Origin of the sequence: Roseomonas aerilata DSM 19363 (assembly GCF_000711725.1) — a bacterium.
In the GTDB taxonomy this organism is placed as follows: Bacteria; Pseudomonadota; Alphaproteobacteria; order Acetobacterales; family Acetobacteraceae; genus Roseomonas; species Roseomonas aerilata.
The window spans coordinates 19,700-31,552 of record NZ_JONP01000030.1 but is presented as its reverse complement, the minus strand read 5'-3'; the positions used below and the strand labels follow the sequence as shown (position 1 = coordinate 31,552).

The 11,853-nt window shown below is 67.1% G+C and carries 12 protein-coding genes; 9 read left to right on the top strand and 3 right to left on the bottom strand.

Annotated elements, in window-relative coordinates; all coding sequences use genetic code 11:
* Positions 1-164: 164 nt before the first annotated feature.
* Positions 165-1,247, top strand: a complete 1,083-nt coding sequence (locus tag BO39_RS23275) for a hypothetical protein (RefSeq protein WP_169742813.1) — start codon at positions 165-167, stop codon at positions 1,245-1,247.
* Positions 1,248-1,300: 53 nt separating this feature from the next.
* On the opposite strand, the gene BO39_RS23270 is transcribed toward BO39_RS23275, so the two are convergent.
* Together BO39_RS23270 and BO39_RS32835 are read right to left on the bottom strand one after the other, a co-directional pair.
* Positions 1,301-1,582 carry a hypothetical protein gene (locus BO39_RS23270; protein ID WP_043838060.1) on the bottom strand — a complete coding sequence of 94 codons (282 nt, stop codon included), beginning with the start codon at positions 1,580-1,582 and terminating at the stop codon, positions 1,301-1,303.
* Between the two features lie 86 nt (positions 1,583-1,668).
* Entirely contained in the window at positions 1,669-1,845 is a 177-nt protein-coding gene (locus BO39_RS32835) for a hypothetical protein (RefSeq protein WP_156963843.1), read from the bottom strand.
* 1,344 nt (positions 1,846-3,189) lie between these two features.
* On the opposite strand from BO39_RS32835, the gene BO39_RS23265 reads away from it, so the two are divergent.
* Positions 3,190-3,999, top strand: coding sequence for an aspartate/glutamate racemase family protein (locus BO39_RS23265; protein ID WP_156963842.1), 810 nt, complete (start codon positions 3,190-3,192; stop codon positions 3,997-3,999).
* Between the two features lie 2 nt (positions 4,000-4,001).
* Positions 4,002-4,982, top strand: a complete 981-nt coding sequence (locus BO39_RS23260) for a Bug family tripartite tricarboxylate transporter substrate binding protein (protein WP_043838056.1) — start codon at positions 4,002-4,004, stop codon at positions 4,980-4,982.
* A 24-nt stretch (positions 4,983-5,006) separates the two neighbouring features.
* On the opposite strand, the gene BO39_RS23255 is transcribed toward BO39_RS23260, so the two are convergent.
* Complete coding sequence (locus BO39_RS23255) at positions 5,007-5,930, bottom strand: LysR family transcriptional regulator (protein WP_052402509.1); 924 nt, start codon at positions 5,928-5,930, stop codon at positions 5,007-5,009.
* A gap of 156 nt (positions 5,931-6,086) precedes the next feature.
* Here BO39_RS23255 and BO39_RS23250 point away from each other — a divergent pair, with 156 nt between their 5' ends.
* From BO39_RS23250 to BO39_RS23225, 6 genes are read left to right on the top strand one after another with little or no spacing between them, the layout of a single operon-like run.
* Positions 6,087-7,535: an FAD-dependent oxidoreductase gene (locus BO39_RS23250; RefSeq protein ID WP_043838099.1), complete on the top strand. Its 1,449-nt coding sequence runs from the start codon at positions 6,087-6,089 to the stop codon at positions 7,533-7,535.
* On the top strand, positions 7,535-8,299 hold the full coding sequence (locus BO39_RS23245; protein WP_043838054.1) for an SDR family oxidoreductase: 765 nt from the start codon (positions 7,535-7,537) through the stop codon (positions 8,297-8,299). The genes BO39_RS23250 and BO39_RS23245 overlap by 1 nt, the downstream gene beginning before the upstream one ends.
* 10 nt (positions 8,300-8,309) lie before the next feature.
* Complete coding sequence (locus BO39_RS23240; RefSeq protein WP_084698411.1) at positions 8,310-9,128, top strand: aspartate/glutamate racemase family protein; 819 nt, start codon at positions 8,310-8,312, stop codon at positions 9,126-9,128.
* Between the two features lie 34 nt (positions 9,129-9,162).
* A complete protein-coding gene (locus BO39_RS23235; RefSeq protein WP_043838052.1) occupies positions 9,163-10,140 on the top strand; it encodes a Bug family tripartite tricarboxylate transporter substrate binding protein in 978 nt (325 codons plus the stop codon).
* Positions 10,141-10,181: 41 nt separating this feature from the next.
* Positions 10,182-11,168, top strand: coding sequence for a Bug family tripartite tricarboxylate transporter substrate binding protein (locus BO39_RS23230; RefSeq protein WP_084698410.1), 987 nt, complete (start codon positions 10,182-10,184; stop codon positions 11,166-11,168).
* A gap of 32 nt (positions 11,169-11,200) precedes the next feature.
* The gene (locus BO39_RS23225; protein ID WP_043838050.1) at positions 11,201-11,782 is read left to right on the top strand and encodes a cysteine hydrolase family protein; all 582 of its coding nucleotides are present in this window, start codon (positions 11,201-11,203) and stop codon (positions 11,780-11,782) included.
* Positions 11,783-11,853: the final 71 nt, after the last annotated feature.

Sequence of the window (11,853 nt, the reverse complement as noted above, 5' to 3'; positions counted from 1 at the left end):
CCCTCTCTTCCCGCTGGTGCTCCCTGGCCTACCGTTCGTGCTCCCTCTCCTACGTTCGATGGCCACTCATCCACAGGAAGTAGGTCTGTCCAGCGGTTTAGGGCACCTTCCCGGCCATTCCTCGGCGTTCATGCTCTCTCTATTCCAGCTTCCAGATACCCCTGATGACCGGCTTCCAAGGACCAGGAAGCCGTTCGTGCTCCCTTGATTCCCAGTTGTTGGAGGAGACTCCGAGTACCGGCTACACGGGAACCATGCCCCGGAAAGCCCAGACGGCCGAAGAGAAGGAAATCGCCCGCCTCCAGCGGTTCGAGAGGACCCATGCGAACCGGCGCGGCCGCCAGAACCCTGCCGTCCTGCCCGCCAAGCTGACTCGGACCTCGGCCTTCGCGCCGCGGAAGAAGGGCCTGGACCTGGACCACACCACCCGGATCTATGCGGTGAAGCCGCACAGCGTGGTGGAGGTCCACGGCCGCGAACTGGGTAGCCAGCACCGGGACGCCCTCTACGCGCTGTTCAGGGTCCGGGCAGCCCGGTTCGAGCTGAGCAACCCGGAGTGGCGGGAGGGTGCCGACTTCCGAGTGCCCAAGAACATCGTCATCTACGAGACGTCGACGACGTGGAGGGCGCTGCTGCAGGCGACGGGCCGGACAGCACACGTCAACAATCTCGCTACGCTGCTCCGGTCGCTGGAGGAGATGCGGTCCGTGTCCTTCCGGATCTACCCTGGGACATACGAGCAGTACGAGTCCGGGATCGCGAAGGGACGGCTCCCTGGCGCGGGTTTCTCCGACACGCTGATCAGTGAGATATCGTGGTCCGGCGTCGATCTCGATAGTCGGCTGAGCATCCGCTACGGCAAGTGGGTGAGGGACATGTTCGAGAGCCGGACGCTCGTCTCTCTCGACGGTGACACATACTTCAAGCTCAAGAGTGACTACGCGAAGTCGATCTGGCCGTTCATCGACGGCAAGCCCACCCACAGCTGGATCGACGACGTGGATATCGCGGCGCTATGCGGCGAGGACTACCTGAACGCTCCGATCAAGCGGCGTGTCAAGTTCAGGGGCGAGATTCGCCAGGCCTTCGACGACCTCGTCCGCGCCGGTGGTCTGGCATCGTGGAGCTGCGACGCCATCGGCACCGGGCGGGTGAAGACCTACAGGTACCGCTGGAACCACCAGCGCCTCCGCCAAGCCGAGCTGGATCTCCAGCCCGACGCTGGAGAGGCACCCCAGGCGGGGTGACCGGACACTTCGTGCTCCCGCGATTCCCGCTCGTGCTCCCTCCTTTCCGGAGGTCAGCGCCCTGGATCGGCGCCGATTGACAGAACCTCCACGCCGAACTTCGAGGCGTAGGAGCTGCCGTCGTCCATGAGGCGGCGCCCCTGGAGAGGTGATCGATTAGCCGATTGAGAAAGGCCGCGGCGCAGGTGCTCCCCCATCCGGCCGAGGATCACCGAAGCCTCGGTCAAGGTCCGCAGCTCGCGCTCGTCCAGGTCAGCCCCGTCCTTCTGGAGGTTCTCCTGCAGGTCGAAGTTCCAGCCATATCGCGACCGGATGTAGTCCTGCCTCGCCTCCACCGCTTCGAAGAGGACCTTAGTGGTGATCCGCCCACCATCGGCCGCCTTCTGGAAGTCTACAGGGCTGACGCGGAGATGAGCCGCGATCAGCTGGTCGCGTGAACGAGCTGGTCGAGGACGTGCTTCATGTCGCGGAGCGACAGGCCCTTCAGCGCGCTAAGCTTTTGAACGAGATCCGCGAAGGTCATGCCCCGCTCCCACGCTTGCGGCAGGGTCTTCCACATGGCGGCAACTGTAGCCCTGAATTTCATGATGACCGACATGCTGTTTCTCCATGGAGCTGTCTGTCCAGGGGTTTGGGGCGCGCTTGCATCTACGGCGTAGATAGGGGAGGTGCCTTGCAAGCCGGGTACGGATTCTCCGTCCAGCAGGAACGCCACCATGTCAAAGAGGAAGCCGGACGCCGGGCGCTACAAGGACCGCACCGTGTCGGGCGCATGGAATGACCCTCCCTTGGCGACATGAATTCGCCCCCCTGGAGAGGGGGAGAGGGAGGTCGATGGATGGGCGTGGGCCTGATCCAGGTTCCCCCGCTGGAAAAGGCACGTAGGAAGCCGATGCGGACGCCGGACGAGGTGGCGGCAATGCTGGCGCCAAAGGCGCGGGGCTGGGGCGTCAAGCGCATCGCGCGGGAGTTCGGCGACCGTCCCAAGACGGTGCGGCGCTATGTGCGGGAGGGATCCTGGTCCGGGTACTCCGGGCGCGGCGGGTGCCGGCCCTGGAGGAGCTGTCGGGCTGACCGGAGGAGCGGCTGGTACGGCACGGCGGCAACGCCGACGTGGTTCGGCAGGAACTGGCGGCCGAGCACGGGCCGGTGGTCAGCCTGCGAACGGTGGAGCGGGCCTGTGCGTCGTACCGGCAGAAGCTCTTGGCCGCGGCGTGGGCGACGGTGGTTCGAGGCGCTGCCGGGACGACAGCTGAGGATCGACTTCGACGAGCGGCGAGCGATGGGTGGCGATCGGGGGCGTGCCGGTGCGGGTGCACCTGTTCATGGTGGCAAGCGTCTCGGGATCGCTCGCCAGTGGCTCGCGGCCAAAGAGGCGCACTAGGTCTCGTAGGCGCTCCAAGCCGAGCGGTAGGCGCGGCGGGTGCCCTCGCCGCGGGTGCGGATGGTGTGACATCGACGTGCGCCGAGAGCGCCTGCAGCTTCGCCGCCTGCGCGGCAGTACCCGGCACCCACAGGTCGCCGAGCAGGCGCGTGTGCCGCACCGGAGTCTCGGCCGCAGCGGATGTCTGGGACGGTGGGGAGGGCGGCCGGGGCCGGGGAGGGGGCGCACTGTTGGGCATGCGCCACTCCGGCGCGCCGGGTTTCGTCCGGAAAGTTGGATTGGCGGACGGAATGAGGCTTTGGCGAGTAGGATGGGGCGCCGGCTTCTCGAAAAGCACGAAGAACCGAGCTTTTCCGGTAAGCCAGGCACGATAGGCCCCCAATACCGTGCCTGAGGCGCAGATCGAATAAGGTACCCGTTCCTCGTGAAATCTGTTTTCGGCAACCTCGCGGTTATACCCGGTTCAGTAATATCCGGCGACACGGGTACTCTCCGGCTCAAGAACGCGAAAGCACGCGCGGGCAGCCTTCTATGCGCTGCCGCTGGGAGAACGTCGGTATGCGCCTCTGGTACCAATCGCTCACGCGACCCGATGCTTGGCCCGCCTACAACGCGGCGCTCCGGCGCCTCCTGGATGCAGCCGCCGAGCCAGGCACTATCATTGACGTGCATGGCATAGAGGCGCGCGGAGGTATCGGTGACCAGTACCGCTACCTCGAGTTCATCGAGACAATCGAAGTCCTGGAAAATGTCCGGCGTGCCGAGGCAGAGGGCTACGACGCCGTCCTGCTCGGCAACATCGCCGATCCGGGGCTACAGCAGGCTCGCGAACTAGCGACTATACCCGTGCTCGGTCTTTGCGAAACAGTGACGCACCTCGCCTGTATGATGGGCGCTCGGTTCGGAATTGTCGCTTCCAACGACAAGCATCGCGTCAAGGTGGAGGAGAACATCGCTGCCTACGGGCTGCGATCTCGTCTTGTGGCGAGCGGACGGATGCGGGTCGAGCGGTTGGTCGACCTCGACCTCGGCTTTCGTGAGGCGGTCGCCCGGGACGACCTGCTCGCTCGCTTTACGGCCGCGGCGGCAGAGGTCTCGGCGGCTGGCGCGGAAGTGGTGATTCCGGCCGTGGGCGTGGTGATGACGCTAGTGGCGGAGGCTGGGATCAACCGCCTCCCCGATGGGGCGATCGTGCCGAATGGCGTGGCGGCGCTGGTGAAGGCAGGGGAGATGGCGGTGCGGCTGCGCGCCCTCCAGGGCGGGCACTTTACAAGCCGCCGCCTCACTTACGCTCGGCCGCCCGAGGTGCAGATGGAGGAACTCACCCGCGCCTATGGCGGGATCTACCCCCGGGGCCAGGAGGATTGACGATGACGGCGCGCAACGCGATGGGCCGGCGCAAGGTTCTTGGTGGAGGCGTAGCGCTTGGACTACCTCTAGCAGCGCGGGCGCAGGCCGGCTTCCCGGATCGGCCGATCCGATTGGTCGTTTCATTCTCCGCGGGCGGGTTCAACGACATTCTCGCCCGCTTCCTGGCGCAGGGAACGACAGCCGTACTTGGCCAACCTGTGGTCGTGGAGAACCGCGCGGGTGGGGGCGGAATGCTCGGCAGCGATCTCGTCGCCCACGCGCCAGCCGACGGTTACACCCTGCTCATGGCCTCGGTACCGCACGTCGTGAGCCCAGCCATGGTGCCCCGCCCGAGCTACGACCCTGTGCGAGACTTCGTGGGGGTCACGCTCGCGGCCGAAGTGCCGAACGTGCTGGTGGTACATCCCGAACTTCCCACGCGCACTGTGCCGGAGCTGATCGCGCTGATCCGGTCCCGGCCCGGCACGTACAGCTACGCCTCCAACAGCGTCGGCGGCAGCTCGCATCTCGGCATGGAGCTGTTCAAGCTGCGAGCGGGCGGGCTCGACATCACGCACGTACCCTATCGCGGCAGCGCACCGGCCATGGCGGACCTGCTCGCGGGACGCGTGCAGATGACGATCGACAACCTCAACTTCCAGCTTCCCTCGATCCGCGAGGGCAAGCTACGCGCGATCGCCGTGACGACGTTGGAGCGCGTTCCCGACCTGCCGGCGGTGCCCACGGTATCGGAATCGGGGCTGCCCGGCTTTGTGGTGGCTCCCTGGTTCGGCGTGCTCGCCCCAGCCGGTACGCCGGCGCCGGTGATCGGGCGGTTGAGCGCGGCTTTCGATGGCGCGCTACGCGGGCCAGAGGTCGCGTCGCGTCTGCCCGGTGCCCGGATCATCGCAGGAGGGCCTGCGGAGATGACGCGCTTCCTCGTGGAGGACCAAGCACGCTGGGTCGAAGTCGTGCGGGCAGCGAACATCCGGATGGAGTGAGCTCCGACTTCGCTTTGCGGTAAGTCAGGTATGCCGGCGCACCGGTACCGGTGCAGACGGTCCCGGAACATTGGGGAAGAGGCCCGCAAGGAAGGCGATCAGCGCGTGCACCTTTGGTGGGGTAAAGCGCGCCTTCGGGTAAACGGCGTAGAAGCGCTGCTCATCCGTCTGCCAATCCTCTAGAAGGCGCACCAGTGCACCGCTGGTCAGATACGGTTCGGCCAGCGCGTCGAGCACGTACACCATGCCTGCGCCATCCATGGCGGCTCGCATCAGCGCGTCGCTGCTGTTAAAGAACAGGTTGCCCTCCGGCAACAGCTCCACCGCCTTGCCCTCCCGGTGAAAGCGCCAGGGACGCGGCAAGCCGGCCTGCTCGGCGAACCCAAGACAGTGTCGGGGGTTGAGCGCGGCAGGCTCGGTGGGCGTGCCATTCGCCTCCTGGAACGCCGGGGCGCCGCAAAGCACATGGTGGCCATGGTAGATCGATCGCGCCACGAGGTCGCCCGTATCCACCGCGTCGTATCGGATCGCCACGTCGACGCCCCGACGGATAAGGCTGTCCACCGCGTTGGTGAGGCTGACGACGACCCGCAGCTCCGGATGCGCCCGTGCGAAACGAGCCATAGCCGGCGCGATGATGAGGTGACCGAAGGCGATCGGCGCCTCCAAACGCAGCATACCGCGTAGATTGCCACCTCCGAGGCCGGTCTCAGCCTCCTCCACCGCGGCCAGGATGGCGCGGCAATGGACGTAGTAGGACTCACCGTCCTCGGTCACCTGCACGTGACGGGTGGAGCGGCGGAGTAGCATGACGCCGAGATGCATCTCCAGGTTGCTGAGCAGCGTGGTGACAGAGGCGTTGGCGAGGCCAAGCTGCGCAGCGGCCCCGGAGAGGCTTCCGGCCTCCACGGTCCGCACGAAGACCTCCATGGCCCGCAGGCGGTCCATCCGCTCCTCCCGTATCCATTCCGTCGAACTGTCAACGATCTCGCGGGGCCGGCCAAGCCACTCTTCAGGCGGAGCGAAAACTGTCTTCGGCGGAGATGCGGGGACAGGGAAGGGCTGCCGCCGCATAGTCGCGGTGGGATGGAGACGGAGCCGCGCATGCGGGAAGAACGCTTCGACGTGGTCGTGGCTGGCTCGGGCATCGCCGGGCTCTCAGCCGCCGTTGCTGCCGCTCAGGGCGGAGCACGGGTGGTAGTTCTCGAGCGTGCCCCGCGGGATGAGCGTGGCGGGCAGAGCCGCTACACCGAGGCCTACCTCCGTATGAAGAGCGAGGCGGAAGTCACGGACGACTTCGAGACCCACATAGCGGCGAATGGTAGCGGCGCCATCGACCCGGACTTGGTGATGGAGCTAGCTCGTCCACCGAGCGACCGGGCGCCTTATGCCCGCGCCCTCGGGATTGTTGATCCGGACGTGCTGCAGACCTTCTCGGAGCGGGCTGGGCCGACTATCGCTTGGCTGAAGGGCTTCGGCATCCGCTTCGATTTTCTTCCGACACAGTTCCTGACGAAGTCGCAGCCGCGCCTGCTGCCAGTAGGCGGTGGCTTAGCCGTGGTGGAGGCGCTAGCCGCGGAGGCAGAGCGGCTGGGCGTGGCGTTCCGCTACGAAACGACAGCACGGGAGCTCGACCAGGACGACGAGGGGCGCGTGACGGCGCTCGTCGCACGTGACGCGGACGGCACAGTGCGCTTTGCCGGGCAGGTGGTGCTGGCCTGCGGCGGCTTCGAGGGTAACGGCGAGATGGCGACCCGCTATATTGGGCCGCGCGCCGTTCACCTGCGCCCGATCTGCAAAGGTGGTTACTTCAACCGTGGCGAGGGCATTCGCATGGCGCTGGACATCGGTGCCACCGGCGCCGGGGAGTTCGGCAGCTTTCACGCGGAGCCGGTGGACCCGCGCTCCGGCGTCTCGGAACCCTCTGTCTTCATTTTCCCCTACGGCATCCTCGTGAACAAGGATGGGGGCCGCTTCGTGGACGAGGCGCCCGGCACGGTGGATGCGCATTACGAGCGAGTGACGCGTCGAATCTTCGAGCAGCGCGATGGCATCGCGTGGGTGGTGCTGGACGCGCGGCACACCCGCATCCCGAACTATCGCCTGGGCATCCGCACGGACCAGCCGCCGGTCGTGGCGGAGAGCATCCCGGCTCTAGCGAGGGCGTTGGAACTGCCGGAGGATAGGCTGGCGGCGACGGTGGCCGAGTACAATGCGGCCTGCCGCCCCGGTGCCTGGCGGCCGCTGGAGTTGGATGGGCTCGCGACGGAAGGTCTTTTGCCGCGCAAGTCCAACTGGGCCCTGCCGATCGATGAGGCGCCCTTCCACGCCTACCCCATCATGTCCGCCAACGTCTTCACCTTCGGCGGCCTGCAGGTGGATGCGGGTGCGCGGGTGGTGGACGGCGACGGGCGGCCCATTCCCGGCCTGTACGCCGCGGGCGAGATCATCGGGATGTACTACGGCACGTACACCGGTGCGACCTCTGTGCTGAAGGGTATGGTCTTCGGGCGGATCGCTGGAGAGGACGCGGCGCGGCCGCGGAACAGCTGATGCGGCTGCGGGACCGCGTCGCGCTCGTCACGGGCGCTGCCGGCGGGATCGGGGGGGCGGTGACGCGCGCCTTCGTGCGGGAGGGGGCCTCGCTCTGCCTCGCGGACCGGGCCGGAACGCGGGTGATCGCGACCGACCTGGCCCGGACGGGCGCGCGCACGATTGAGGCGGTGCTGGACGTGACGCGGCGAACGGAAGTCGATGCGGCGGTAGAGGCGACACTGGCAGCCTTTGGACGCCTGGACATCCTCGTCAACGTCGCGGGAGTCGTGTCGATGGGCCCGGCGGCGACGCTGGATGAGGCGGAGTGGGACCGCGTGCTCGGGATCAACCTGAAGGGTAGCTTTCTCTGCTGCCAGGCTGTCATCCCGGCGATGCGCGCCCAGGGGTATGGGCGGATCGTCAACCTCGGTTCGGTGATCGGCAAGAACGGTGGTAATCCGCGGCCCTGGATCGACCCTTCGGAGCAGGCGCGCGCGAGCAACGCGGCCTATGGCGCCTCCAAGGCCGGCGTGCACGCGATGACTTTCTTCCTGGCGCGGGAACTGGCAGCGGACGGGATCACGGTGAACGCGGTCGCTCCCGGTCCGGTCGCCTCCGCCATGACGGCGGATTTCCCGGCAGCGCTGAAGGCGATGATTCCTGTCGGTCGTATGGGCCGTCCGGAGGATGTGGCGGAGGCCGTGCTGTTTCTCGCGGGCGAGGCGGCGGGCTTCATCACGGGAGAGGTGCTCGACGTCAACGGTGGCATGTGGGCGGATTGAGGAGGGCGGCTTGAGCGAGATACGGATCTACCACCAGAGCTTCACCGTACTGGAAAAGCTGCCCGCCTACGCGGAGGCGATGGCCGCGCACTTCCGTAAGGTGGCGGCGCCCGGGACGGAAGTGGTGATGCACGGCATGCACCCCGATACGTACCGAACCAACTACCCCGGAAATGACATTCAGTACGCCTGGATGCAGACGATCCACAGTCAGCAGTTCGTCCTCGGCGCCATCGAAGCGGAGGAGCAGGGATTTGACGCCTTCGCGTTGATGACATTGCCCGAGCCGTCCCTGATGGAGATCCGCAGCCTCGTGGATATTCCGGTGGTCGGCTACGGGGAGAGCGCGATGCTCGCCTCCATCATGCTTGGACAGCGCGTCGGCGTGCTGCTCTTCATCACGGGGATGGCGGAGACGATCGACCGCAACGTGGCGCGGATGGGGCTGTCAGATCGCTTCCTCGGTGCGCATCCGGTGGGCTTCGCTTTCGACGACGTGCTCGCAGCCTATTCCGAGCCGGCACCGCTGATCGAGCGCTTCCGGGAGTCAGCCCGCGCGCTGATCGCGCGCGGCGCGGACGTGATCATCCCCGGCGAGGCGCCGCTCTGCATGCTGCTCGCCCGCGCGGGCGTCTCGGAGGTGGACGGGGTGCCGGTGCTGGACGCCGTCGCGGCCACGGTCAAGGCAGCGGAGATGATTGTCGGCCTGCGCCGCGCGACCGGGGTGCGCCCGAGCCGCCGCGGCTACTACCAGGCCCAGGCGCCGCGCGAGCGGGTGCGCGAGATCCTCGGCTTCTACGGGATCGCCGCCTCCGCACGGAGGGACTGAGGTCCGAGATAGGACCGATGAGGGAGACCACAGGATGCGCAGACGATCCTTGCTCTCAGCCCTGGCGGCGGGCGGCCTCGTGGCCCGACCGGCAAGGGCGCAGGAGCGGTTCCCGAACCGACCGTTGCGGGTGGTGGTGCCTTTCGCGGCAGGTGGCAGCACGGACATCCTGGCCCGACTTTGCGCCCAAATGCTAACGGACGGGCTGCCGGGGAACCTGCCTGCCGTGGTGGACAACGTCACCGGCGCGGGCGGAACGGTCGGAGCGGGGCGCGTGCTGGACGCGCCAGCGGATGGCCACACGTTGCTGGCGGGTACGCCGGGGCCGGTGACCATCAACCCGCATCTCCTGCCGCATATCGGCTACGATCCGCTACGTGACTTCACCCCGGTGGTCTTCGTGGGTGACAGCCCGGCCGTCGTCGTGGTGCGCCGGGACTCCCCGATCGGCTCGGTGCGCGACCTGCTGGCCCGCGCGAAGGCGGCGCCTGGGCGGCTCACCTATGCCTCGGCGGGTATCGGCTCCTTCGCGCATCTCAGCGGTGAGCTCTTCGAGTGGCGCGCCGGGGTGGACATGATTCACGTGCCCTATCGCGGCACCGCCCCGGCGGCCACGGACATTATGGCTGGGCGGGTGGACGTGATGTTCGAGAACTATCCCTCAGTGCAATCCTACGTCGCGTCCGGCGATTTCCGCACTCTGGCAATCGGGACGGCGCGGCGGAGCGAGCTGCTGCCAGGCGTGCCCACCGTGCAGGAGCAGGGGGTCCCCGAGTACGACTCCAGTTCCTGGTTCGGGCTCTTCGCCCGGGCCGGATCGCCGGCTGCGGCGATCGACGCGATGAACGCCGCCGTCGATGCGGGCCTCCGCAAGCCAGAAACCCGCGCGAAGCTGGTCACGATGGGCGTCGTCCCGGTCGGCGGCACGCCCGCGGAGTTCAGGGGCTACATCGCGCGCAAGCTGGCCGAGACCGGGGATCTGGTCCGCGCCGCGAAGATCACCGTGGAATAGGGGAATGCGCGGGAGGGCGTGCACGGACAAGGAGAGGACGGATGCCAGGTAGGGGAACGGTGCTGCTGAGGCGGCGGGGTGTGCTTGCGGCGGGGCTGACTGCAGCAGTTGGCCCCGCCTTCGGACAGGAGGGTGCCTGGGCACCGAACCGTCCGGTGCGGATCGTGGTAGCCTATCCGCCCGGCGGGGCAACCGACCTGCTGGCGCGGTGGGTGGCGCGAGAGCTCTCCCCGCTGCTCGGGCAGCCTGTGGTGGTGGAGAACCGGCCGGGCGCCAACGGCATCATCGGCTCCCGTTTCGTGGAGCAGTCAGCGCCGGACGGTCACGTGCTGCTGTTCACCACGGCGGATACGCATTCGGTGAACCCTTATGTGTACCGTCGTCTCTCCTACCGGCCCGAGACTTTCGTGCCGGTTTCCTCCGTAGGGCGGCTGATCTTCTCACTGGTGTCTCGTCCCGGCCTTGGTGTGGTGGACGGGCCGGCGCTTGCCGAGCGGGCCCGGCGCGCCTCGCCGGTGATGACTTTCGCATCGTGGGGTGTGGCGAGCACCTCTCAGGTGATGATGGAGAGCTTTAAGGCGGAGACGGGGACCGAGATGCAGCACGTGCCCTTCCAGGGCGCCTCGCCGGCCGTTGCGGCGCTCTTGGCGGACCAGGTGGACTGCATGATGCTACCGATCGGCGTGGCGCTTTCCCAAGGCGGGCGACTGCCGGTTCTCGGCATCGCCTCGGCCACGCGCTTTCCCGCAGCACCGGAAGTTTCCACGCTGACGGAGCAAGGCATCCCGCTCGCGGGTGACCTCTGGCTCGCGCTGCTGGCGCCGCCCGGCACGCCGGCGGCCGTAGCGGATCGGATTAGCGCGGCCGTGCAGGGCTTCGTTGCTGGTCCGGGCGCGGCGGGGTTCCTGACGCCGAACGGGATGGTGGCCGATCCGATGAGCCGGGATGATTTCATCGCGTATCTCGCTTCCGAGGACCGGATCTGGAAAGCGCGGGTGGAGCGCCTCGGCGTCCGCCTGGACGAGTAGGGCTTGGCCCGAAGATAAAGAAGGGAGATCAGATGAAGTCCATCTACCTCGTGCTCGACATGGAGAACGACTTGGTTGCCGAGGAGGGTCCGAACGGGAAAGGGCCACTCGGCCAACAGGTGCGCGAGAGGGGAATAATAGAGAATACCGCAACGGCTATCGCCAAAGCGCGCGCCGCGGGCGTGCCGGTGGGCTACGTGCGTGTTGGCTTCTCCCCGGATTACCGGGAATGCCCCTCCACCTCGGCAATCTTTTCCGGCGCGAAGCAGCATGGACTGTTCAAGCTCGGCACCTGGGGCACCGAGGTGCACGCGGCACTCGCTCCTCAGCCGGGGGACTTTGACATTGTGAAACACCGCGTTAGCCCATTTTATGGCACCGGGCTGGAGCCCATCCTACGGGCGCAGGGTATCGAACGGATTTTTCTCTCGGGCGTCTCTACAATCGCGGTCGTGCAGGGCACGGTGCGGGATGGGCACGATCGCGACTACGTCATGACAGTGATCGAGGACGGATGTGCCTGCCCCACCGCTGAAGATCATGCGGCCGCGATCCGCGTCCTGCAGCGCTTCGCGACCTTCACCACCTCGGCGGAGGTGGATTTCCGTGGCTGAGAATTGCGGATCGGCACCGCTGGACGGCCGATCATCTGCTATTTCTGACTTGTGAGGCTCGACGGTGCACC